23 protein-coding genes are annotated in these 23,252 nt (G+C 64.7%); 14 read left to right on the top strand and 9 right to left on the bottom strand.

Translation table 11 applies throughout. The features are described 5' to 3' along the window. The 5 genes from ACZI8W_RS25615 to ACZI8W_RS25595 all read right to left on the bottom strand — a co-directional run. Positions 1-207, bottom strand: a 207-nt coding sequence (locus tag ACZI8W_RS25615; protein ID WP_463371348.1) for a WXG100 family type VII secretion target, incomplete at its 3' end; no start/stop codon positions are given. Positions 208-457: 250 nt separating this feature from the next. Then, positions 458-1,306 carry a 3-hydroxybutyryl-CoA dehydrogenase gene (locus ACZI8W_RS25610; protein WP_463371351.1) on the bottom strand — a complete coding sequence of 283 codons (849 nt, stop codon included), beginning with the start codon at positions 1,304-1,306 and terminating at the stop codon, positions 458-460. A gap of 63 nt (positions 1,307-1,369) precedes the next feature. Then, positions 1,370-2,527 carry an acyl-CoA dehydrogenase gene (locus ACZI8W_RS25605; protein ID WP_463371347.1) on the bottom strand — a complete coding sequence of 386 codons (1,158 nt, stop codon included), beginning with the start codon at positions 2,525-2,527 and terminating at the stop codon, positions 1,370-1,372. A 175-nt stretch (positions 2,528-2,702) separates the two neighbouring features. Next, entirely contained in the window at positions 2,703-3,422 is a 720-nt protein-coding gene (locus tag ACZI8W_RS25600; protein ID WP_463371346.1) for a TetR family transcriptional regulator, read from the bottom strand. Between the two features lie 36 nt (positions 3,423-3,458). After that, positions 3,459-5,081 (bottom strand): acyl--CoA ligase family protein, encoded by a 1,623-nt coding sequence (locus ACZI8W_RS25595; protein ID WP_463371345.1) that lies wholly within the window; start codon positions 5,079-5,081, stop codon positions 3,459-3,461. 140 nt (positions 5,082-5,221) lie between these two features. Here ACZI8W_RS25595 and ACZI8W_RS25590 point away from each other — a divergent pair, with 140 nt between their 5' ends. Next, a complete protein-coding gene (locus ACZI8W_RS25590) occupies positions 5,222-6,115 on the top strand; it encodes a LuxR C-terminal-related transcriptional regulator (protein WP_463371344.1) in 894 nt (297 codons plus the stop codon). Here the strand turns inward: ACZI8W_RS25590 and ACZI8W_RS25585 are convergent. Then, positions 6,097-6,798 carry a GntR family transcriptional regulator gene (locus ACZI8W_RS25585; protein WP_463371343.1) on the bottom strand — a complete coding sequence of 234 codons (702 nt, stop codon included), beginning with the start codon at positions 6,796-6,798 and terminating at the stop codon, positions 6,097-6,099. The two genes, ACZI8W_RS25590 and ACZI8W_RS25585, sit on opposite strands and share 19 nt — an antisense overlap. Before the next feature lie 102 nt (positions 6,799-6,900). Between ACZI8W_RS25585 and ACZI8W_RS25580 the strand changes: the two genes are divergently transcribed. After that, positions 6,901-8,265: an FAD-binding oxidoreductase gene (locus ACZI8W_RS25580; protein WP_463371342.1), complete on the top strand. Its 1,365-nt coding sequence runs from the start codon at positions 6,901-6,903 to the stop codon at positions 8,263-8,265. Between the two features lie 7 nt (positions 8,266-8,272). Here the strand turns inward: ACZI8W_RS25580 and ACZI8W_RS25575 are convergent, their stop codons facing one another. Then, positions 8,273-9,055, bottom strand: coding sequence for a 3'-5' exonuclease (locus tag ACZI8W_RS25575; RefSeq protein ID WP_463371341.1), 783 nt, complete (start codon positions 9,053-9,055; stop codon positions 8,273-8,275). Between the two features lie 103 nt (positions 9,056-9,158). Beyond that, positions 9,159-9,776 (bottom strand): LppU family putative lipoprotein, encoded by a 618-nt coding sequence (gene lppU / locus ACZI8W_RS25570; RefSeq protein ID WP_463371340.1) that lies wholly within the window; start codon positions 9,774-9,776, stop codon positions 9,159-9,161. Positions 9,777-9,966: 190 nt separating this feature from the next. Between lppU and ACZI8W_RS25565 the strand changes: the two genes are divergently transcribed. From ACZI8W_RS25565 to ACZI8W_RS25515, 11 genes are all read left to right on the top strand, one after another. Then, positions 9,967-11,031, top strand: coding sequence for an ATP-dependent DNA ligase (locus ACZI8W_RS25565; protein ID WP_463371339.1), 1,065 nt, complete (start codon positions 9,967-9,969; stop codon positions 11,029-11,031). A gap of 2 nt (positions 11,032-11,033) precedes the next feature. Next, the gene (locus ACZI8W_RS25560; protein WP_463371338.1) at positions 11,034-12,086 is read left to right on the top strand and encodes a DNA polymerase domain-containing protein; all 1,053 of its coding nucleotides are present in this window, start codon (positions 11,034-11,036) and stop codon (positions 12,084-12,086) included. 123 nt (positions 12,087-12,209) lie between these two features. Beyond that, on the top strand, positions 12,210-12,749 hold the full coding sequence (locus tag ACZI8W_RS25555) for a DUF6764 family protein (protein WP_463371337.1): 540 nt from the start codon (positions 12,210-12,212) through the stop codon (positions 12,747-12,749). Positions 12,750-12,862: 113 nt separating this feature from the next. Continuing rightward, the gene (locus ACZI8W_RS25550) at positions 12,863-14,086 is read left to right on the top strand and encodes a serine hydrolase domain-containing protein (protein ID WP_463371336.1); all 1,224 of its coding nucleotides are present in this window, start codon (positions 12,863-12,865) and stop codon (positions 14,084-14,086) included. Between the two features lie 124 nt (positions 14,087-14,210). Then, positions 14,211-14,435, top strand: coding sequence for a dodecin (locus tag ACZI8W_RS25545; protein WP_463371335.1), 225 nt, complete (start codon positions 14,211-14,213; stop codon positions 14,433-14,435). Between the two features lie 123 nt (positions 14,436-14,558). After that, positions 14,559-16,238, top strand: a complete 1,680-nt coding sequence (locus ACZI8W_RS25540; RefSeq protein WP_463371334.1) for an FAD-dependent oxidoreductase — start codon at positions 14,559-14,561, stop codon at positions 16,236-16,238. A gap of 203 nt (positions 16,239-16,441) precedes the next feature. After that, entirely contained in the window at positions 16,442-17,368 is a 927-nt protein-coding gene (locus ACZI8W_RS25535; protein ID WP_463371350.1) for a L,D-transpeptidase, read from the top strand. Between the two features lie 158 nt (positions 17,369-17,526). Then, the gene (locus tag ACZI8W_RS25530; protein ID WP_463371333.1) at positions 17,527-18,453 is read left to right on the top strand and encodes a carbohydrate ABC transporter permease; all 927 of its coding nucleotides are present in this window, start codon (positions 17,527-17,529) and stop codon (positions 18,451-18,453) included. Further along, positions 18,450-19,343, top strand: a complete 894-nt coding sequence (locus tag ACZI8W_RS25525) for a carbohydrate ABC transporter permease (RefSeq protein WP_463371332.1) — start codon at positions 18,450-18,452, stop codon at positions 19,341-19,343. Before ACZI8W_RS25530 ends, ACZI8W_RS25525 begins: the two co-directional genes overlap by 4 nt. 31 nt (positions 19,344-19,374) lie before the next feature. After that, a complete protein-coding gene (locus tag ACZI8W_RS25520) occupies positions 19,375-20,703 on the top strand; it encodes an ABC transporter substrate-binding protein (protein WP_463371349.1) in 1,329 nt (442 codons plus the stop codon). Positions 20,704-20,734: 31 nt separating this feature from the next. Continuing rightward, the gene (locus ACZI8W_RS25515) at positions 20,735-21,814 is read left to right on the top strand and encodes an ABC transporter ATP-binding protein (protein WP_463371331.1); all 1,080 of its coding nucleotides are present in this window, start codon (positions 20,735-20,737) and stop codon (positions 21,812-21,814) included. On the opposite strand, the gene ACZI8W_RS25510 is transcribed toward ACZI8W_RS25515, so the two are convergent. After that, positions 21,809-22,579, bottom strand: a complete 771-nt coding sequence (locus tag ACZI8W_RS25510; protein ID WP_463371330.1) for a DeoR/GlpR family DNA-binding transcription regulator — start codon at positions 22,577-22,579, stop codon at positions 21,809-21,811. The genes ACZI8W_RS25515 and ACZI8W_RS25510 overlap by 6 nt on opposite strands. 298 nt (positions 22,580-22,877) lie before the next feature. Between ACZI8W_RS25510 and ACZI8W_RS25505 the strand changes: the two genes are divergently transcribed. Then, the coding region (locus tag ACZI8W_RS25505) for an LLM class flavin-dependent oxidoreductase (RefSeq protein WP_463371329.1) at positions 22,878-23,252 on the top strand (375 nt) is incomplete at its 3' end.

Below are 23,252 nucleotides of genomic sequence, written 5' to 3'. Positions count from 1 at the left end.
GGCGCTGCCGAGTGAGCGTTCCTGGACGACGCGGAGTGCGGCGGCGTTGGCGGCGTCGCCTTTCCAGTGCTCGGCGAGGGCGTCTTGGTCGTGGAGCAGGCTCTTCATGCGGTCGTCGAGTGTGTCGACGAGTGTGTCGAGTGCGTCGGCTGTGTGTCGGAGGGCGTCGGGGTTCCAGGATGTGACGGCGGAGACGCTGGGAGTCACCGGGGTTGGTCCATCGCGGTCAGTGCTGCGCCGCTGCCGGATGCGGCGAACGCACGAAACGCCTGCGGATCTACTTTCAACGTCACTACTGTCCCCCCGACAGAATCCCCCGATGTGTCCGGGCGTGACGATAGCAGAGTGCGTGGAGGGGGTCGCAGGTGGGATCGATCGTGAGATATGAAGGGGTGGAACAAATGCGAGCCCTGCCGATCCGAACGGATCGGCAGGGCTCGAGGGTGTGGCCGAAGGCCTACTTGTAGCTGTAGAAGCCCTCACCGCTCTTACGGCCCAAACGACCCGCTTCGACCATGCGACGCAGCAGCGCCGGAGGCGCGTAGTTCGGTTGGGCGAACTCGTCGTACAGCGACTGTGCGGCGTTGAGTGCGATGTCGAGGCCGACGGTGTCGAGCAGTGTCAGCGGACCCATCGGGTAACCGCAGCCGCCCTTCATTGCTGCGTCGATGTCTTCCTTCGTTGCGTAGCCGGACTCGAGCATCCGCACCGCGTCGCACAGGTACGGGATGAGCAGTGCGTTGACGATGAAGCCGGCGCGGTCGCCCGCGCGCACAGCGGTCTTGCCGAGGGTGTTCTTGGCGTAGTCGAAGACCGTGTCGGCGGCGGTCTCGTCGGTGGTCAGTGCTGAGATGATCTCGACGAGCGGCATCACCGGCACTGGGTTGAAGAAGTGGACTCCGACGACCTTGCCGGGACGCTGTGTCGCCTGGGCCATCTTGATCACGGGGATCGACGAGGTGTTGGTTGCGAGGATGCCCTCAGGCTTGACGATCTTGTCGAGCTCGGCGAAGATCTCGACCTTCAGAGATTCGATCTCGGGTGCGGCCTCGATGACGAGATCGCGGTCGGCGAACTCACCCATATCGAGGGTGACCTTGATGCGAGCGAGGATCGCGTCGGCGTCCTCCTGGGTGATCTTGCCGGACTTGACACCGCGTCCGATCGACTTCGCGAGACGTTCACGCGCTGCCTCGGCGAACTGCTCGGTCGTCTCCTTGACGAGCACGTCGCTACCGGCTTTCGCGCACACCTCTGCGATACCGGCACCCATGGTGCCGCCGCCGATGACTCCTACTTTTTCCACAGCCACTATGAAGACTCCTGATCAGTGTGATGTTCGAGCTGGTCCAAACCTAACCGACCTGTGTCAGCGAAGCAGAGCGCGCGACATGACGACGCGCTGGATCTGGTTGGTGCCCTCGTAGATCTGCGTGATCTTGGCATCGCGCATCATGCGCTCGACGGGGAAGTCCGTGGTGTAGCCGGCGCCGCCGAACAGCTGAACGGCATCGGTGGTGACCTCCATGGCGACATCGGAGGCGAAGCACTTGGCGGCGGCCGAGATGAAGCCGAGGTTGCCTTCGCCGCGCTCGGCACGAGCGGCCGAGGTGTAGACCATCAGGCGGGCGGCCTCGACCTTCATCGCCATGTCGGCGAGCATGAACTGTACGCCCTGGTTGTCGGAGATCGGCTTGCCGAACTGCTTGCGATCCTTGACGTAGGCGATCGCGGCGTCGAGTGCGCCCTGGGCGAGGCCGACGGCCTGCGCACCGATGGTCGGGCGGGTGTGATCGAGGGTCGCCAGAGCTGTCTTGAAGCCGGTGCCCGGTTCGCCGACGATGCGGTCGCCAGGAATGCGGCAGTTCTCGAAGTACAACTCGGCGGTGGGTGAACCCTTGATACCGAGCTTCTTCTCCTTGGGGCCGACGACGAAGCCCTCGTCGTCCTTGTGGACCATGAATGACGAGATGCCGTTGGCGCCCTTGTCGGGATCGGTCACGGCCATGACCGTGTACCAGGTGGACTTACCGCCGTTGGTGATCCAGCACTTGGAACCATTGAGGAGCCAGTCGTCGCCGTCTGCCTTCGCGCGGGTACGCATGGACGCGGCGTCGGAGCCGGCCTCACGCTCGGACAGCGCGTACGACGCCATCGCGCCGTTGACCAGGTCCGGCAGCACCTTCGCCTTGAGTTCATCGGAGCCGCGCAAGATCAGTCCCATGGTGCCGAGCTTGTTGACGGCCGGGATCAGCGACGAGGAGCCGCACACGCGGGCGACTTCCTCGATCACGATGCACGCGGCGATGGAGTCTGCGCCCTGACCGTCGAATTGCTCAGGGACGTGGATGGCGTTGAAGCCGGACTTGTTGAGTGCGTCGAGTGCTTCCTGAGGAAAGCGGGAGTTCTCGTCTACATCCTTCGCATAGGGGGCGATCTCCTTCTCGGAGAGAGCGCGGATCGCCTCGCGCAGCGCGTCGTGTTCTTCGCTGAGCTTGAACAGATCGAAATCGGCGTTGAGGGCCATGAGGTCGAACTCCAATCGGCACGCGGTGCCAGACCAAGTGGTGGATCTGCGCCTACCCTAGCGGGCTGTGCGGGCGCAACGTCGGGGAATCATTCAATTCTAACCACGGCACTGAGTGCCAGGTCAACGTCTGCGGAGGAGATCGGCGCAACCCGCGGTCCGCGTTTCGCGGTCCTCAGCCGCCGAGGGTGCGGCGGACTTCCTCGGCGACGTCGGCGGGGGGTGTCCCCACTGGATAGGTCACCACTGTCACGGCACGCGGTGCCTCGTGTGGCGAGGTGGGGTCGGCGCCCGGAACCACTCCGAACGTGCGTCTGATCTCGTACAACTCCCGGTCGAGGACCGCCGCGGTTGCGGTGTCGTCGCCGCGGATCATCGCCCGCAGCAGGAAGTTGTGGGCCGAGGTCACCGCCGCGGCGAAGCTCACGATCCGGATGGGCTTCTCACCCGGCACCGCCTGGCGCAGAAAGTCCGTGAACAACCGCTCGTAGCGGTACGTCATCACGAGTTCGCGTTCGCGCAGCGCGGGTACCCGCTGCACGACCCGGTACCGCCACACCGACAGGTCCCGCCGGTCGCGGAAGGATCCGAACACGAGCTGTGCCGCGTCGCACGGGGCAGACCACGGATCGTCGAAGTCGCGCGACAGGTATTCCGCCACCTGCTCGAGCAGCGACTCGTGATCGGCGAAGATCACGTCCTCCTTGGAGCGGAACTGTCGGAAGAACGTGCGACGAGATACTCCCGCGGCCGCTGCGATCTGTTCTACCGTCGTCGATTCGTAGCCGTGCTGCGAGAACAACCTGATGGCCTGTGACACCACGTGCACCCGGAACTGTGCGGGGTCAGGTCCCGTTGGTTCGGAACGACGGGCGGGGACTGTTCCGTGCGACATAACTACCGAGTATCCAACGTGGCCGCGGGAGTGTTGTCAGGACTGGGTGGTTTCCGTAGCGCGGAGTTCGAATTTGAGAATCTTGCCAGTGGAGGTGCGCGGCAGTTCGAGCGGGAAGACGATGTCGCGGGGCACCTTGTACCCGGCGAGCAGGCTGCGGGTGTGGGCGATGATGTCGTCTGCGGTGACAGACTGTGCGGGTTTGAGGATCACGAATGCCTTCGGCCGCTCACCCCACTTCTCGTCGGGGACGCCGACCACCGCGACGTCGATCACTGCGGGATGCGCCATGATCGCCTGCTCCACCTCGACCGTCGAGATGTTCTCTCCGCCGGAGATGATGATGTCCTTGGCGCGGTCCTTGAGCTGGATGTATCCGTCCGGATGCATGACGCCGAGGTCGCCGGTGTGGAACCAGCCGCCGGCGAATGCCTCTGCGGTGGCATCGGGATCTTTGTAGTAGCCGAGCATGACGTTGTTGCCGCGCAGCACGATCTCGCCCATCGTCTCGGCGTCGGGGGGTACGTCGTTCATGTTCTCGTCGACCACGCGTGCGGTTTCGGCCTGCACCATGCCGACACCCTGGCGCGACAACAATGCGGCCCGCTCCTCACCGCTCTTGTCGTCCCAAGAGTCCTGGTATTCACAGATCGTGTAGGGCCCGTACACCTCGGTCAGGCCGTATACGTGCACGACCGTGATGCCCATGTATTCGAGTTGTGCGATCACCGTCGGTGACGGCGGTGCACCAGCGGTGGTGATGTGCAGCGGCCGGTCGAGTGAGTGCGCCTGCTCGGCGTTCGCGATGGTCGAACACACTGCGGGTGCACCGCACAGGTTGGTCACACCGAGGTTGTCGATGGCATCCCAGATCGCGTCGGCCCGCACCGCGCGCAGACAGATATGAGTGCCTGCCGCAGCGGTGACCGCCCACGGCGTGCACCAGCCGTTGCAATGGAACATCGGCAGCGTCCACAGATACTTGCTCTGCCCGGTGAATCCGTTGTGGAACGTCTCGCCGAGCGAGTTGAGGTAGGCGCCGCGGTGCGAATACATCACGCCCTTCGGCTTACCGGTGGTGCCCGAGGTGTAGTTGAGCGTGATGACGCCGAGCTCGTCGTCGACACTCCATGGCAGTGGGGTGTCGTCGAGGGAGTCGGCACGTGCGAGGAACTCGTCGTACCGCGCGGTGACGACGCCGTCGGGAACCGCGGGCGCGGGTGCCGCCGGATCGGGGATCTCGATGATGTCGGTGAGCGTCGGGACATCGACACTGGTGAGCGAGCCCACGAACTCTGAATCGACGAAGAGCAGCGATGCCTCCGCGTGAGCAAGAATGTAGTCGAGTTCCGGACCGGCGAGCCGCGAGTTCAGGGCGATGAGTACACCGCCTGCGAGCGGTACCGCGAAATGCGCGATGAGTGTTTCGGGTACGTTCGGCGTCAGGTAGGCCACACGGTCACCGGGCCGGATCCGGCTTTTCAAGACGCGTGCGAGCCGTTGGGTCTCCTCGGCGAACTCCGCATATGTATACCGGCGGTCGCCGTAGATGATTGCGGTGCGATCAGGGAACACCGACGCCGAGCGTTCGAGGAAGCGCAGCGGGCTGAGCTGACTGTAATTGGCGGTCGCGGCAGAGTGGTCGAGTGCGGTGGACACGGAAAACCTCCGGAGGCGTCGAGACTGTCGTCGTGTGTGAGTGTTGCAACACCGGGTTCAGTGGAGGTTACGAATCACCAGATCGGCGCCGCTACCCTAGGAAGTGGGTGTTCGGAGCGGCGAGTGGAGAGGTTCGACGTATGAGTGGCAGACGCCATACAGACGCGGCCCGGCCGCCCGGTACCGACCTGCTCCGACCGAGTGATGTCGACACATTGCGTGCCGAGCTGCGTTCTCTGAAACAGGCGACGGATCTTCCTGTGCTGTTCGGCGGTACCGTGCACGGCGCGGACCTGGTGTTGTCTGGTTTCGCCGGCACCCGGAGCCGGGTTCTGCGCAACCTCGTGATCAGCTCGGAGCGCGGACTCGGCGGCAAGGCGATCGCTGAGCAGCGACCCGGCGCGGTCGCCGACTACTTCACGTCTCCGCGCATCACCCATGACTACGACAGGCCGGTCGCCGGCGAAGGTATCGAGTCGCTGCTGGTGGTACCCGTCGTCGTGCGTGGACGGACCCGCGCGGCAATGTACGGCGGTCTTCGAACGCCTTTGCCTATCGGTGACGTTGTCACCGAGAAACTCATGACGGCGGCGCGAGCGTTTGCGCGGGAGATCGAGATCCGCGATGAGGTCGATCGTCGGTTGGCGCTGCTCGGTAGTGTCGGCGACCGTTCGCCGGCCGAAGGGTTGTCGCGGGCGGTTTCGGACACGGTCACCGAGAGTTGTCTCGAACTGCGCGGAATTGCGGAAGCGACGAACGACCCGGACCTCGAAGCGCGACTCAGCGGGATCGAGGACAAGCTGCGGGCGCTCGGCGGTGCCGATTCATGCAGTCCGATGGTCCATTTGACGGCACGTGAACGGGATGTGCTCGAGTATGTCGCCCTGGGCTGCCGCAATGCCGAGATTGCCGAACGCCTCTCACTGAGTCTCGAAACGGTGAAGAGCTATATGCGCAATACCCTGGCGAAACTCGAGGTGCGCAGCCGTCACGAAGCTGTTGTCGAAGCGCGTCGTCAAGGAATATTGCTCTGAGTCGTCCGGTCGGGAAGTCCGGCTTCCGCGCCCGGCGTTCCTCCGAGCGCCGCGACCAGGCGTTCACGCGCGCGACCGAGGTGGTCGGTCAGGATCGAGACCGCCAGTTCGCCGTCTCCCGAGGCCACCGCATCGAGGATCTGCCGGTGTTCGGCGGTGATGCTCGCGGTGGTCAGCAGGTGGTGGCCCTGAACCTGGACCATGCACAATCGCACCTCGGAGACGAGCGAACCGAACATCCTGCTCGTCCGGGGGCTTCCCATCGCGTCCACCAGCGACGTGTGGAAGCGCATGTCGGGTTCGATGATCGACAGCGGTGCACTGTCGATCATCAGGGAGATCTCGGTGTTGGCGGTGACGGCGGAGTCGGGAATGCGTGATTCGTGTGCCAGGTAGCGCAGTGCTGTGATTTCGAGGTGCGCGCGGGTACGGTAGATGTCGCGGACGTCGTCGGGGCCCAGTATCGGTACGCGGGCGGTCTTGTGGGCGCTGCGCTGGAGGAGCCCCTCGCCGACGAGTTTTTCGATGGCCGCTTTCGCCGTCGGCCGGGCCACTTCGTAGACCCGTGACACTTCGGCTTCGGTCAGTGTGTCGTCTTGCGTGAGCTCGCCGGAGAACAGGCGTCCCCGCAATTCCGCAGTGAGTGCATCGACGATCGACAGGGATTTGACCCGTCCCGCCATCTCCGGTTCCTCCGTTCCACCGCCGAATCGGTGCGCGATTCTTCCACGCCCCCGAGCGCCCGACTTCTTGACTGTCGAGTGTACTTGTCTGACAATTCAGCAATGGCTGGTTCCGTGAACGTCGAAGACCTGCACGACTCACTCGGCGACGCGCTCGTCACCGACCCGGATCGGATGCTCGCGTACCGGCGCGACCAGTCGCTCCTGACCGAGGCCGGGATGCCGCTGGCGCTCGTGCGGGCACGCGATACCGACGACGTGGCCGAAACGCTGAAATGGGCCCACCGGCACCATGTGCCCGTGGTGACGCGCGGCGCAGGAACCGGCCTGGCCGGGGCCGCGAACGCACTCGACGGATGCATTGTGCTCAGCGTCGAGAAGCTGAACGAGATCCTCGACATCGACACGGCCGCACGGACCGCAACGGTGCAACCGGGCGTGATCAACGGCGACCTCGCGGCCGCGGTCGCCGAACACGGACTCTGGTACGTGCCCGACCCCGGAAGCCGCGGAATCTCGACCATCGGCGGCAACCTCGCAACGAACGCGGGTGGCACGTGCTGCGCGAAGTACGGAGTCACCGCCGATCATGTGGCCAGGATCAAAGCGGTACTCGCCGACGGGCGCATCATCCACACCGGCGCAGTGACCAGGAAGAACGTTGCCGGTCTCAACCTCACCCAGTTGCTCGTCGGGTCGGAGGGGACACTCGCCGTGATCGTCGAGGCCACCATGCGGCTCAGGGCGGCGCCCACCGCGGCGTCGACGGTCGTCGCGGCATTCCCGTCGACGGCCCAGGCCATCGACGCGGTACTGGCCATCCGCGACCGTGCCGAACCCTGCCTGCTCGAACTGATGGACCGCACGACCATCAGCGCGGTCAACGAGATGACGCACATGGGCCTCGACGAATCCGCCGGTGCCCTGCTACTCATCCAGTGCGACGGCAGAGATGCCGGTGTGGAGGCTCAGACGTGTGTCACGGTGTGCACGGAGATCGGGGCAACCGAGGTGTACGACACCGACGACCCGGTCGAAGGCGAAGAGTTCATGCAGGCTCGCCGCGTCGCGTTGACCGCGCTCGAACGGCAGGGCAGCACCCTGCTCGACGATCTCGCGGTTCCCGTCCCGCGGCTGCCCGAGATGCTGTCGAGAATCGAGCGAATCGCTGAGAAGTACAGTCTCGTGATCGGCACTTTCGGTCATGCAGCCGACGGCAACCTCCACCCCACCATCGTGTTCGACGCAAGCGACGACGACCACACTCGACGCGCACGGCTGGCATTCGACGACATGGTGGCGGAATGTCTGGCACTGGGCGGATCGATCAGCGGCGAGCACGGAATCGGAGTCCTCAAGGAGCCGTACCTCGAGCAGATGGTGGGGTCGGTCGAGCGTGAACTGATGAGCAAGGTGAAGACCGCGTTCGACCCCACCGCGATCCTCAACCCCGGGCGTGGGATCTGACTCGGCGCTACCGGCGACGAAACCGCTGGAAGAAGTCCCGGACGCGCCGCTGGAGCCGGGTTGTCCCCGGCTCGGCGACGGCGTTCGAGGGGCGTTCGAGTAGGTCGACGCGCGACGCACCACGCAGCGGCCAACCGCCGTCCACGTCGGTGGTGTCGCGGCCGAGACCTTCCAGGTACTCGGCGAAGTTCCGCTGTCGCTCGGCATGCCACGCGGCCTGATCGGCCATGATGTCGAGTTCGGCGAGCTGCGGGAAACGGGTGACGAGTGCACGCACGAGGTGCCCCGCGGCGAGTGCATCCGCCTCGGCCTCGTGCGCGCACGACAACGTCACCCCGTACGCGTCGCACACCGCCGCGAGCGTGCGCTTGCCCGGCCGCGTGCGGTCCATCTCACGATCGATGACGTACGGATCGGCGACGAGCCCGAATGCGAGCGCGGGTAGCCCGAGCCGTTTCCCTTCGGCGTCCATCACCGTCAGGTCGTAGCTGGCGTTGAATGCGACGACGATGTGTCCGAGCGCCCACGCGTCGATCAGCGCTTCGCGGATCTCGAGATAACCCGCCCGGTAGTCCATACCTCGGGTGCGGGCAAGTTCGTCGGTGATGCCGTGGATGGCGATGGTCTCGGCGGGGATGGGGATGCCCGGATCGAGCAACCACGTGCGGGAGTGGATGTGCTCGCCATCGAACGTCGCGACACACGCGCTGACGATGCGGGCCTCTCTCGGGTCACGAGCGGTGGTTTCGAGGTCGAACGCACAGAGGGGGCGGTCGGGCCAGGGCGTCATGCGGTCCCCTATCCGTTCGATCGACGTGGTCGGTGGTTCATCCGGCATTGTGTCTGCCGGCACCGACATGTCCCGCCGCGCGGGCAGGATGGCGCCGCATCGGTCAGAACGAGTCCGCGCACACGACCATCTCGCGCTCCTCGTAGACGAACCCGCTGTCGGAGATCGAGCACCCGTTGACGTCGGTGGTGCCTTCGAGGATCTCTGTGACCATCTCACCCTCGACGGCCGTGTCCGAGCAGGAGATCCGCTTCGGGTCTTCGCCGCCGAGATCCATGCAGTCGTCGACCTGCCAATCGATATCCAGACACAAGGCACCGAGTTCGTTGCCGCGGATGGACTCGTAGTAGGACTGGTCGGAGTTGCACTCGTCGCTCGTCGCCACGATGTCGACCACGAGGTAGTTGGAGTCGAAGCTGCCGCAGGTTGCCTCCTCGATCGTCGCATCGTCGACCGTGCCGCCGAGCAGGACGCAGTCGCCGACTTCGGCGTCGACCTCCAGATCGAGATCGGACGCGGACGGGCTGCCCGAGGTCGTGGACGGCGCCGAGGTGGTCGTGCGTGAGGTGCTGGGGGTCGTCGGCGATGCGGTTGTCGAGGTCGCCGACGAGCCGGCTTCGGGCACAGCCCGGAACTCGACATCGTTCGAACACCCGACGATCAACGACACTGCGGCAACGGCCGCGGCAGCGATGCCGGCTGCACGGCGAAGAGTGATCATGGCTGCAGAGAGTACGGAATGGCGGCGTTCCATTCGCGCCGAGGTTCCCCAACATCGCCTCCGACCTCGCGTAATGGTGTCTTTGTGATCGACGTCATAGGTTTCTGCTGTAGTGGTGAAGTGGGCCGACCGAGAGGCAGATCGAGCGCAACTCGCACGCGTGGAGAATCCGGATGCAACGATGTGGGTCATGGATCTGCCTGTCGTTCCACCGATAGAGCCCATGCTTGCGAAAGCCTCATCGACGGTGCCGAGCCAACCGGATTCCGGTGCGGCGCAGTGGTCCTACGAGCCGAAGTGGGACGGCTTCCGGGCCATAGTGTTTCGTGATGCGGACGAGGTGGTGTTCGCATCGCGTAGCGGTAAGGACCTCGCCCGGTATTTTCCGGAGCTCGTCGAACGGGTGCGGGCCGAACTCCCCGACCGCTGTGTGGTCGACGGCGAGATCGTCGTGCCGCGTGAACGCGACGGGCGTACCCGTCTCGATTGGCAGGCTCTGTCGGAGCGGATCCATCCGGCGGCGAGTCGTGTCGCGATGCTCGCGGAAGAAACTCCCTCGCAATTCATCGGATTCGACGTGCTCGCTCTCGGCGACGACGACCTCATGGGGGAGCCGTTCGCCGAGCGTCGTGCGCGGCTGCAGCAGTCTGTCGGCGGCGGGTCGAGCTGTCATGTGACCGCCGCAACCACCGACGCGGCAACGGCAATGCGCTGGTTCGAGGAGTTCGAAGGCGCGGGTCTCGACGGCGTGGTCGCGAAGAAACTCGACGGCATCTATCGCCCCGACAAGCGCGACATGATCAAGCTCAAACATGCCCGCACCGCCGACTGCGTGCTCGTCGGATACCGCAAGCACAAGAGCATCGACGGCGTCGGCTCACTGTTGCTGGGGTTGTATCACGGCGACGACCTCGCCATGGTCGGTGGCGCATCCGCATTCACCACGGTCAGGCGTCAGGAATTGCTCGCCGAGCTGCAACCGCTGCGTGTGGGTGACGACGTGGTCGCCGACGGTGAACAGACGAGATGGCGCTCGGCGGCCGACCGCAGCTGGGTCCCGTTGCGTCCGGAGCGGGTACTCGAAGTCGCGTACGACCAGATGGAGGGAACCCTGGAGACGGCGCTGCGGTTCCGGCACGCGGCCAGATTCCTCCGCTGGCGACCCGACCGCGACCCGCAGAGCTGCACGTACGACCAACTCGAGGTGCCTGTGCGCTACGACCTTGCCGATGTACTGGACCGGACGGAGACCTGACGGTGGCGACAGCGAAACGATCTCCTGCGGAAGAACTCGACGTCGACGGCGTGCCCGTGCGATTGTCGAACCCGGACAAGATCTACTTCCCGAGGCTCGGCGCGGAAGGCGGTACCAAACGTCATCTCGTCGAGTACTACCGTGCGCTCACGACGACTGCGGGTGCACCGCTTCTCGATGCGCTCCGAGACCGCCCCACCCACCTGCAGCGCTTTCCCGACGGCATCGAGGGTGAGGAGATCTATCAGAAGCGCGCACCCGCGAAACGGCCCGATCATGTCGCGACGTGCGAGATCACCTTTCCGTCCGGCCGGACGGCCGATGCGCTACGAGTGCGGTCGGCGGCGGATGTGGTGTGGGCTGCGAACCTCGGGTGCGTGACATTCCATCCGTGGGCCGTCCGCTGCGGCGACACCGACCGGCCCGACGAGCTGCGAATCGATCTCGATCCACAACCGGGGACGGATTTCGGCGACGCCCGCGCGGTCGCGCTCGACGTGGTGCGTCCGCTGCTCGACGAGTTGGGATTGACAGGCTTCCCGAAGACCTCGGGTGGCCGGGGTCTCCATGTCTATCTGCGGATCGTGCCGGAATGGGATTTCGTCGGGGTACGGCGTGCCGGAATCGCGTTGATGCGGGAGGTGGAGAGGCGCAGCGGTGACCGCGCGACGACCGCGTGGTGGAAGGAAGAGCGTGGCGAACGCATCTTCCTCGATTTCAATCAGAACGCGCGCGACAAGACCATCGCGTCGGCGTATTCGGTGCGGCGAACCCCGATCGCGACAGTATCGACACCGCTGACATGGGACGAACTCGCCGACGCCGAACCGGACGATTTCACGATTGCGACGGTGCCGGAGTTGCTGGCCCGGCGACCCGATCCGATGGCCGGGCTCGACGCCGCCGCGCATCCGCTCGATGTTCTTCTCGAGATGGCCGATCGCGACGAGGATGCCGGGCTCGGTGATCTGCCGTACCCGCCGAATCATCCGAAGATGCCGGGCGAACCGAAGCGGGTGCAACCGAGCCGCGACCGGGACTCGAACAGCAGGTAGACCGGCGGACGCGAGGCTGACCGATACCTTCTGTCGTCGCACCGCGGAGCGCGCCTAGTCGAACTTCTTTAGACTCTCTCATGGGTGAGGTGGATCGTCTTCAGCGTTTGGAGGGTTGCGGTGGTGACCTTGGTCAGAATGTCCGGGCGGGTGTCGGCAGTGGGGGCGATTCTGGCCGCGGTGCTCGGTGGAGCGCTGCTGTCTGCTGCGCCCGCGCAGTCGTTGACCTGCTCTGCCCCTCCCGGTGCCCCGATGGAATCCGTCGAGGTTCTCGGGGCCGAAGCATGCGGTGCGAACACCGAGGGCCCCGGAGGTGCGTGGAGCTATGCGGGCGGCGGGGTGGGATTCGCCGATTCCCGCGGGGACGCGCGGGTCGGGGCTGTCGGCCTCGACGGTGGTGTCGGAGCGGCCGAGAGTGCCGGAGGGGTGCTTGCCGCAGTGGGCGTGGGCGCGGAATCGCTTGCACTCGGTGTCCTCGATCAGCCGGGTGTCGCGTTGGTCGCGACCGGGCCGGGGTCGCAGGCATTCATCGGCGACGCCACCGATCCGGTCCTCTGTGTCGGCGATACGGCACTGGCGGCGAACCTCACGACCGGTCAGGGCTGCGTCGTGTTCGGAACGTTCAGCTACACGACGATGCCGCAGCCCGACGAATTGCCGTAGACAGTAGAGCACTCGGACTGCCGACCGCTCGGACTGCCGACAAACTGAATGTAGGCGCTTCCCCGGAGTCGACCCGACCCGTAACGTGTCGGAAACACTCGAGCGGAGGTGCCATGAGCGTCCAGACGATCGACCGCGACCAGGTTTCATGCGTGCGCAGCGCTGGGGAACTGCCCCCGACCGCGATGCACGTCGATCCTCGGTTCCTGCCGCTCGCCGACCGATTCTTCGCGCTCTTCAGGGAGTCGCAGCACGGTGGCGGAGCGCTCACCGCGTACCTGCACGGTGAAAAAGTGCTCGATGTGTGGGCGGGCTGGGCCGATCGCAACCGGCGATGGGCCCGCGACACGATGTCGCTGTCGTTCTCGACAGGCAAGGGCGTGGCCTCGACCGTCGTACACAGACTCGCCGAACGCGGTCTGATCGACTACTTCGCCCCGGTGGCGCAGTACTGGCCGGAGTTCGCGGCGTCAGGCAAAGGGTCCATCACCGTCGCCGAGGTGATGACCCACAGTGCTGGATTGCACCGGGTTCGCGGTCTCGTACCCGGCACCCACGGAATTCTCGACTACGACCGGACCGTCGCCGCGCTCGCCGCCGCGCGTCCCGACGCGCGTCGCCATCGCGGGTCGGGCTACCACGCCGTGACCTACGGCTGGCTGGTCGCGGAGATCGCGTCGCGGGTCACCGGGAAGCCGTTCGTCGACATTGTCGAAGAGGAGATTGCCACGCCCTTGGGGATCGGCGACTTCTGGTACCGGGTTCCCGACAGCGAACGACACCGCATCGCACCGCTGTTTCCCCGGATCAATCCGATGGGCCTGAATTGGGGAATGAGCGCGGCGGTGCTGTCGAGGATCGGGCCGACGCGCGGGCTCGCAGAGGCAGGGATGCCCGAAGGGTTCGACGATCTCGTCCGTGATCCTGCGGTGCATGATGCGGTGATGCCCGGGTGGAACGGGGTGTTCACGGCGCGTTCGCTCGCACGGATGTACGGGGCGATCGCGGCCGGGGGTGTGCTCGACGGCCGGCGGTTCCTGGATCCCGGGACTATCGCCGAGCTGAACAAGGTGCGCCGTCGCAGCCACGACTATGTTCTCGGTGTCCCGATGGCGTGGCGACTCGGATATCACCAGCCCGTGTTCGCGAGCACCGAGCGTCCGCGAGGCGCGCTCGGACACTACGGAGTGGGCGGTTCGGGAGCGTTCGCCGACCTCGACTCGGGTCTGGCGCTCGCGTTCACCACGAACCGGCTCGGTTCCGGGCCGATCCCGCTCGGAGATCTGCGCCTGGCACGGCTCGGGGCGCAGGCGCGCGACCTGGCCAGGAAGGCGTAGCACCACACTCCGTACCGACGGCGCAGATTCCCGTTCCGGCCCGAAGGGTGGGCGAGGCGGGCAGTATCCGTTGCAGGGCATCAGTGCCCTGCACCACCTGTGCCGATACGTGAGGAGCGCCGTGATGAGCCATGTGTACCGAGTGATCGAGGTGGTCGGATCTTCGGCGGTGGGGGTGGATGACGCGATCGCCAAGGCGGTGGCGCGGGCCGGAGAGACGACGCGCCACCTCGAGTGGTTCGAGGTGGTCAATACGCGTGGTCACATCGATGATGGTGCTGTCGCTCACACGCAGGTTACGCTCAAGATCGGCTTCCGGATCGAGTCCGGTGAGGAATTGTCCGAATAGCACATTCTCGTGTTTGATAGCCGCCTGGTAAGATTTGGATAATGTGATTCTCGACCAAATCTATAACGTGTTATAGTCTGGGGTTTCGACGACCCCAACCGGCACTCTCAGGCAGGTAGCGAAGTGGCTTATGTGATCACCCAGGCATGTTGCAACGACGTCTCGTGTGTCGAAGTCTGCCCGGTCAACTGCATACACCCGACCCCCGACGAGGCACCGTTCGCAACGACGGAAATGCTCTACATCGACCCGGAGACCTGCATCGACTGCGGGGCCTGCGTCGATGAGTGCCCGGTCGACGCAATCTTTGCCGACAACGAGATCACACCCGAGCAGGAGCCGTACCTCGAGATCAACGCCGCGTACTACGAGCGATACCCGATCGGCCCCGATTGGCCGGAGCTGCGTAGCCGCAAGAAGATCCCGGCCGACCTCGGAATCCTGCGCGTCGCGATCGTCGGGTCCGGCCCGGCCGCGTGCTACGCGGCGCAGGAGCTCGTCTCCCACTCGAGTGTCCGGGTCGACATGTTCGACCGTCTGCCCACCCCGTACGGACTGGTTCGCGCCGGTGTCGCGCCGGACCATCAGACCACCAAGGGCGTCGGCGACGTCTTCCGGAGTGCCATCGGTCACAAGAACACCCAGTGCTGGTTCAACGTCGAGGTCGGCACGCACATCACCCACGACGAACTCCTCGCGCACCACCACGCTGTGATCTACGCGGTCGGCGCATCGAGCGACCGTCACCTCGGTGTGCCCGGTGAAGACCTCGCAGGGTCGCACGCCGCCACCGAATTCGTCGCCTGGTACAACGGCCACCCCGACTACGCCGACCGGCAGTTCGACCTGTCCGGGGAGCGCGCAGTGATCATCGGCAACGGCAACGTCGCACTCGATGTCGCACGCGCCCTGGTCATGAACCCCGACGACCTCGCTCGCACCGACATTGCCGAGCACGCCGTCGAGGCACTGCGGAACTCGAACATTCGAGAGGTTGTCGTCGTCGGTCGTCGCGGCCCGATCCAGGCCGCGTACACCAATCCCGAACTGCTCGCTCTCGGGCAGCTCCACGGTATCGACGTCATCGTCGATCCGACCGAGATCGAACTCGATGCGGCCAGTCAGGCCGTCCTCGACGACCCCGAGGTCGAGCCTCGGATCGCTCTCAAGATGCGGCAGGTCGAAGGGTACGCACAGAACACCCCGAACCCTGACAACAAGCGCATCGTGCTGCGGTACCTCGCGTCTCCCGTCGAGATCACCGGCGAGGGCAAGGTCGAGTCGATCACCCTCGAACGCAACGAACTCGTCGAGTCCGATGGCAGGCTGGACGCCCGCCCCACCGGCGAGACCGAAACGCTCACGACCGGCCTCGTACTCCGCTCGATCGGATACCGCGGCACCCCTGTCGACGGCCTGCCTTTCGACGAGAAGAAAGGTGTCATCCCGAACGAATCCGGCAAGGTCGTCGACCTGGACGCCGGCAACCCCGTTCCCGGCGTCTACACGGCGGGCTGGATCAAGCGAGGCCCGAGCGGTGTCATCGGCACCAACAAACAGTGCTCGGCCGAGACCGTCGCGCAACTCGTCGACGATTTCATCGCAGGTCGCCTCGCTGAACCTGTCGCGGATCGGGAGAAACTCGATGCGCTGATCGCCGAACGTCGCCCCGAGTACGTCGACTACAAGGGCTGGCAGGCCATCGACAAGCAGGAACGTGCACGTGGGAAGGCCGCCGGGCGCCCGCGTCTGAAGTTCGTCTCGATCGAGGAAATGCTCGCGGCGTCGAGGCCTGACGCCTGAACCGCGCTGTCTCCACCGCACTGAACGGCTGTGCCGTTCGTCTCCTTCCCGGGAGCGAACGGCACAGCCGTTCCACTGCCCGAATTGCTCGACGTCGGGTCGGTGTGTGTAATGACGGGGTACGCCAGCGCCGCGGTCGGGGATGTGAATACGCGACGCACCGTCGAACGATGGGTAACTTGTCGATGTCTGTGAGTCAGTCCATGCCCAAGGGCCGTCACCGTGCCACGCGCCGGATCGGCCGCTTCGTCGCCGCTCTCACGGGCGCCGGCGCAGTCGCGCTCGCAATGGCCGGCCCCGCGGCCGCCGCGCCGCTGTGGCCGGGCGGCCCGGAGGTGCCGAGCGTCGAAGAGCTGATCGAAGGTCTCGCGCCGTCGATCCCGGGCGCACCGCAACTCCCGATCCCGCAGGCGCCGGAGCCGGCGGCACCGTTCTCGGATCCGTCCCTGAACCCGTCCTCCGGTGAAACGGTAGGCGTCGCGCAGCCCATCATCATCCGATTCGGCGAAGCGGTCGGAGACCGCGCTGCCGCCGAACGCGCAATCAAGATCACTTCGGAGCCGGCTGTCGACGGGCACTTCTACTGGGCGTCGGACCAGCAGGTGCGGTGGAAGCCGTACGAGTTCTGGCCTGCGCACACCACCGTTGATGTTCGGGCGGGTGGTGCGCACTCGTCGTTCACGATCGGCGACTCGCTCGTGACCGTGGCTGACGACAACACCAAGACGATCACCGTCACTCGCAACGGTGAAGTGGTCCGGACCATGCCGACCTCGTTCGGCAAGCCCGGCTACGAAACTCCGAACGGCACGTACATTGTCGGCGACAAGTTCCGCGACATGTATATGGACTCGTCCACGTACGGTGTGCCGGTCGATGATCCCGAGGGCTACCGCACCTACGTCGAGTACGCGACACGGATGTCCAACAGCGGCATCTTCCTCCACGCCGCCCCGTGGTCGGAATGGGCGCAGGGCAACACGAACACCAGCCACGGCTGCCTGAACGTGAGCACCGCAGACGGCCAGTGGTTCTACGAGAACGCACGCAAGGGCGACCCGGTGATCGTGCAGAACACCGCGGGTGGCGTCCTCAACGGCTGGGACGGGCTCGGAGACTGGAACCTCTAGCGAGCACTGAACTTCAGCTCCACGTCCGCCCCCTACCCAGGGTGAGCGAATGTATCCTTCGTCTCGATAGGCCGAACTGACGATACATTCGCTCCGAAGGGTAGGGGGCGTCGTCTTGTCGTAACCATGTGTTCGCCGGTGACGTCCAGACTGCCTCGGTGCCATCGAGTCCGGAACGAACACTGCCGCAGACGACCCGCGGTCTACGCGGACGTCCGTGGACCGACTACGCGCTGTTCGCGGTGCTCGTCGGCCCCAACGTCGCGCTGCTGATCCTGTTCACCTATCGACCCCTGGTGGACAACATCCGGCTCTCGTTCTTCGAGTGGAACATCTCGAGTCCTACGTCGACGTTCATCGGATTCGACAACTATCGCGAATGGTGGGGTCGATCCGATACCTGGCAGATCGTCGGCAACACGATTGCCTTCACAACTGCCGCCGTCGTCGGCTCGATGCTACTCGGGCTCGGTCTCGCTCTGCTTCTCGATCGGAAGCTACTCGGCCGCAACATCGTCCGCTCTGCGCTGTTCGCACCGTTCGTTATCTCCGGTGCCGCTGTCGGGGTCGCCTTCCAGTTCGTCTTCGATCCGAACTTCGGTCTCGTCCAGGACGTTCTGGCCCGGATCGGGATCGAGTCGCCCAACTTCTATCAGGACCCGACGTGGGCGATGGTGATGATCACCATCACCTACCTGTGGAAGAACCTCGGGTATACGTTCGTCATCTATCTTGCCGCGCTGCAGGGACTGCGTCCCGAATTGAACGAGGCCGCGGCGATCGACGGGGCGTCCGGGTGGACCACCTTCCGCAGGGTCATCCTGCCGCAGCTGCGTCCGACCACATACTTCCTGTCGATCACAGTGCTGCTCAACTCATTACAGGTATTCGACATCATCAACGTGATGACTCGCGGCGGCCCCCTCGGCACCGGCACCACCACGATGGTGTACCAGATCTACGACGAATCCTTCCGCAATTTCCGCGCCGGCTACGGAGCGACGGTCGCTACCATCATGTTCCTCGCATTGCTCGTGGTGACCGTCTACCAGGTCCGCATCATGGATCGAGGTGACCAGAAGTGACTGCGCTTGCCGACCCTCCCGCCACCCTCGTCGAACCCGAGCCGGTGTACGCACGCAGCCACGAGCGACGCGAACGTCTGGTGAAGGTCTTCGGCTACGCCGCGATGGTGTGCGTCCTGATCATCGTGGGGCTGCCTCTGTATTGGATCGTAGTGACCTCCTTCAAGGAGCGCCCCGACATCTACACCATCCCGGTGACTTGGTGGCCGTCGGTGTTCCACCCCCAGAACTACTCCGAGGCCGTCCACTCTGTCGATTTCGGGGCGTTCTTCCGCAACTCGGTGATCATCACGTCGGTCCTCGCGGGCGTGAAATTCGTGCTCGGCGTGTTCAGTGCGTACGGATTGGTGTTTGTGCGGTTCCCCGGCAAGAACATCGTGTTCCTCGGCATCATCGCCGCGCTCATGGTGCCCAACCAGATCACCGTCATCTCCAATTACGCGCTGGTCGCGGAATGGGGTTGGCGCAACACATTCCAGGGAATCATAGTTCCGCTCGCGGGCGTCGCATTCGGTACCTTCCTCATGCGCAACCACTTCCTGTCGATCCCCGCCGAGATCATCGAGGCGGCGAGGATGGACGGTGCGGGCCCGTTTCGGCTCTTGTGGCGGGTTGTGCTTCCGGTGTCAGGTCCGACGATGGTGGCATTCGCGATCATCACCGTCGTCAATGAGTGGAACGAGTACCTCTGGCCGTTCCTTATGGCGGACGACGCATCCGTAGCGCCGCTGCCCATCGGACTGACGCTGCTTCAGAACAACGACGGCGTCACGAATTGGGGTCCGGTCATGGCGGGAACGGTGCTCGCCATGCTTCCGATCCTCGTGGTTTTCCTTCTCCTGCAACGACACATGATCAAGGGCCTCACCTCCGGTGCGGTCAAGGGCTGAACACTCAGGGAGCGTAGTAATGGGTATCGACATCAGAAACATGAACAGGCGCGGCTTCCTGGGGCTGACCGGCCTCGTCGCGGGGAGCGCGGCGCTCGCGGCGTGCGCTGGAACCGGTGGCGATGCGTCCGGCTCGTCCGGTGCAGCGGGTTCATCCACGTCCGGCGACGCCACCACCATCAACTTCTGGTCCAACCACCCCGGCAAGTCCATCGAGATCGAGAAGGAGCTGATCAGCCGTTTCCAGGCCCAGAATCCCGATCTGACGGTCAACCTGATCGACGGTGGCAAGAACTACGAAGAGGTGTCGCAGAAATTCAACGCGGCACTGTCCGGTGGTGACCTGCCGGACGTCATCGTCCTGTCCGACGTGTGGTGGTTCAACTACGCGATCACGGGTGCCATCGCGCCACTCGACGATCTGTTCTCGACGGTCGGTGTCGAGACCGGTGATTACGTCGATGCGCTCCTCGCCGACTATTTCTACGAAGGAAGCCATTTCGCGCTTCCCTACGCACGCTCGACTCCGCTCTTCTACTACAACAAGGACGTGTGGAGCCAGGCCGGACTGCCCGATCGCGGCCCCGAATCATGGGCCGAATTCGACGAGTGGGGTCCTCGAATCCAGGAGGTCGTCGGCGGCGGCAAGTGGGCCCACGGCTGGGGTAACGCGACCGACTACCTGGGATGGACTTTCGAGGGTCCGATCTGGACGTTCGGTGGTGCATACTCCGACGGTTGGGATCTGAAGTTCACCGATCCGAAGACCATCGAGGCCGGAACGTTCCTGAAAGACATGATCCACACCAAGAAGTACGCGTCGGTGTCGAACGACATCGCTAATGACTTCGCCGCGGGCCTCCTCGCATCCACGATCGCCTCGACCGGCGACCTGTCCGGCATCACCGGCAACGCCGCGTTCGAGTTCGGGACGGCGTTCCTGCCGGCACCCGACGGGCCCGGATGCCCGACCGGCGGTGCCGGCCTGGCGATCCCGTCCGGGATTTCCGACGAGCGCAAGACCAACGCCCTGAAGTTCGTCGACTTTGTCACCAATGGCGACAACACCGCGTACTTCTCCCAGAACACCGGCTACATGCCGGTGCGCAAGTCGGCGGTGGAAAACGCGGACATGAAAAAGTACCTCGACGAGAACCCCAACGCGCGCACCGCCGTCGACCAGCTCGCCGTCACTCGCTCGCAGGACTACGCCCGCGTGTTCGTGCCGGGTGCCGACCAACTGATCGGCACCGGTCTCGAGAAGATCGCACTGCAGAACGCCGATGTCGCCGTGACGTTCGGGGAGATCCAGGACCAGCTGCAGCAGATCATCGAACGCCAGATCACCCCCAACCTGTAAGTGCACGTTCACAGATAGAGGAACCAACCCAGTGGCCCAGATCAGTTTCCGGAACGTCACGCACCGCTATCCCGGTTCGGACCGCCCGGCAGTCGATTCGCTCGACCTCGAGATCGCGGACGGCGAATTTCTGGTGTTGGTGGGGCCGTCGGGCTGTGGGAAGTCGACGAGTCTGCGTATGCTCGCCGGTCTCGAGGCGGTCGATTCCGGTCGCGTCGAGATCGGCGGTCGCGACGTGACGGGATTGCCGCCCAAGGCCCGGGATGTGGCGATGGTGTTTCAGAACTACGCGCTGTACCCGAACATGACGGTCGCAGAGAACATGGCGTTCGCGTTGCAGAACGCCGGAATGAAGAAGCCCGAGCGCACGAAGCGTGTACTCGAGGCTGCGAGAATGCTCGAACTCGAGGTGCTTCTCGATCGTAAGCCGGGCAAGCTGTCGGGTGGGCAACGTCAACGAGTGGCTATGGGGCGGGCCATCGTTCGTCACCCTGCGGTGTTCTGCATGGACGAGCCGCTGTCGAATCTCGACGCGAAGCTGCGGGTGAGCACCCGCGCCCAGATTGCCGAGCTGCAACGCCGACTGGCGACCACAACGGTGTACGTCACCCACGATCAGGTCGAGGCGATGACAATGGGCGACCGGGTCGCCGTACTCGACGACGGACGGCTGCAACAGGTCGACGCGCCGCGCACACTCTACGACGATCCCGTCAACACCTTCGTAGCGGGATTTGTCGGCTCTCCCGGAATGAACCTCATCGAGGTTCCGGTGGAGGAAGGGACGGCGACACTCGGTGCGCTGCAGGTTCCGACACCCCGGTCGGTCGACTCGGGCCGGGTGGTGCTGGGAATACGGCCGGAATCGTGGACCCCAGTCGGCGCGTGGCGTAGGGGTTCGTGGACGGTGCGGACGGTGCTGGTCGAGGAACTCGGTGCCGAGTCGTTCGTCCACGCCGTATCGGCAGACCCGGCGGTCGGGGTGGGCAAGATCGTCGTGCGGTGGGATCGGCGGACTCCCATTGCGAACGGCGAAGAGATCCACCTCGTTCCGAAATCCGGTGAGGTCTTCTTCTTTTCGGCAGACACCGGGCGGCGTCTCAGGTCATGAAGAGGCGGGCACCTGGGCGATCACCAGTGTGTCGCCGTAGAGGTCGCGTTGGTCCTCACAGAGTCCGGAGTCGGTGACGATCGTGCCCACGTCGCCGAGCGCGGCCACCTTCGCAAGGGCGCGTTGCCCGAACTTGGCGTGGTCGGCGACGACGACCGTGTGTGCGGCGGCGGCAAGCAGGGCGCGTTTGATGGGAACTTCGAGGGTGTTGTTGTTGGTGATACCGGCGGCAGGGTCGATCGCGTCGGCTCCGAGGAACGCCCAGTTCGCCGAATAGTGCGACATGAACCGAACCGCATGGTCGCCGATCAGTGTGTAGACGGAGTCGAGCAGTTCACCCCCGGACACCAGCAGCCGCACATCGGGGAACGACGTGACGAACTTCGCGATGCGGAGATCATTGGTGAGCACGGTCAGCGACGACTTCTCCCGCAGCGCGACCGCGACTTCGTAGGTGGTCGATCCGCTGTCGAGAACGACGCTGTCGCCGTCCGATACGAGCGCGGCAGCGACCGACGCGATCGCCCTCTTCTCTGCCCGGCGCACGTCCTGTTTGAGCGCGTACGGGACTTCGAACGAGGCGCCGTCGATTGCTTTCACGCCGCCGTGGGTGCGTTCGACCTTGCCGTCGCGCGCCAGTGCGTCGAGGTCGCGCCGGATGGTGGAGGAGTCGACATCGAGAGCAGCCGACAGTGTCTTTGCGTCGATGTATCCGGCGGCGAGTACTCGGGTGAAGATCTCACGTCGTCGTGCGCTCGCGGACACGAATGCTCCTCGGATCTGTGCGTCGGTGCGTCGAGGTTTCTGCTCGTCGGGGGACGACCCTCGATTGGTGACGACCATAGCGCACCGACGCGCAAAACGTGCACAAGCATTGACACTCGTGCGCGAAAATGTGCATGATTCGTGCAGAACATGCACGCTCTCGTGCGCGAGAGACGAAGCTTGTCACGAACCGTGAAGTTCGCCAAGAACAGAAGCTTTCCAAGAACACTGGAACCGCCGAGGTCTCTCACGGACCTCGGTCGACCGCATACGACATCGTCTTTCGGAGGTCACACGCATGCTCAAGTTGGGATACAAGGCATCGGCGGAACAGTTCGGTCCGCGTGAACTGGTGGAGTTGGGGGTGCTCGCGGAGGCGCACGGGATGGATTCGGCGACGGTGTCGGATCATTTCCAGCCGTGGCGGCACAACGGTGGTCATGCCCCGTTCTCGTTGGCGTGGATGACTGCGGTCGGTGAGCGGACGCAGCGGGTGCAGCTCGGCACCTCGGTGTTGACGCCGACGTTCCGGTACAACCCGGCGGTGATCGCGCAGGCGTTCGCGACGATGGGGTGTCTGTATCCGGGTCGGGTGTTCGTGGGGGTGGGTACCGGGGAGGCGCTCAACGAGATCGCGACGGGGTACAGCGATGCGTGGCCGGAGTTCAAGGAG

The organism is Rhodococcus ruitaii (assembly GCF_055230935.1).
The sequence above is the reverse complement of the archived record's forward strand: the minus strand, read 5'-3'. Positions and strand labels throughout refer to the sequence as shown.

Bases quoted from the DNA above. Each gene is read 5' to 3' on its own strand.
- ACZI8W_RS25565 (WP_463371339.1), top strand. From the start codon at position 9,967: ATGGATCTGCCTGTCGTTCCACCGATAGAGCCCATGCTTGCGAAAGCC.
- ACZI8W_RS25545 (WP_463371335.1), top strand. From the start codon at position 14,211: ATGAGCCATGTGTACCGAGTGATCGAGGTGGTCGGATCTTCGGCGGTG.
- ACZI8W_RS25605 (WP_463371347.1), bottom strand. From the start codon at position 2,527: ATGGCCCTCAACGCCGATTTCGATCTGTTCAAGCTCAGCGAAGAACAC.
- ACZI8W_RS25600 (WP_463371346.1), bottom strand. From the start codon at position 3,422: ATGTCGCACGGAACAGTCCCCGCCCGTCGTTCCGAACCAACGGGACCT.
- ACZI8W_RS25575 (WP_463371341.1), bottom strand. From the start codon at position 9,055: ATGACGCCCTGGCCCGACCGCCCCCTCTGTGCGTTCGACCTCGAAACC.
- ACZI8W_RS25585 (WP_463371343.1), bottom strand. From the start codon at position 6,798: ATGGCGGGACGGGTCAAATCCCTGTCGATCGTCGATGCACTCACTGCG.
- ACZI8W_RS25590 (WP_463371344.1), top strand. From the start codon at position 5,222: ATGAGTGGCAGACGCCATACAGACGCGGCCCGGCCGCCCGGTACCGAC.
- ACZI8W_RS25535 (WP_463371350.1), top strand. From the start codon at position 16,442: ATGCCCAAGGGCCGTCACCGTGCCACGCGCCGGATCGGCCGCTTCGTC.
- lppU (WP_463371340.1), bottom strand. From the start codon at position 9,776: ATGATCACTCTTCGCCGTGCAGCCGGCATCGCTGCCGCGGCCGTTGCC.
- ACZI8W_RS25580 (WP_463371342.1), top strand. From the start codon at position 6,901: ATGGCTGGTTCCGTGAACGTCGAAGACCTGCACGACTCACTCGGCGAC.
- ACZI8W_RS25550 (WP_463371336.1), top strand. From the start codon at position 12,863: ATGAGCGTCCAGACGATCGACCGCGACCAGGTTTCATGCGTGCGCAGC.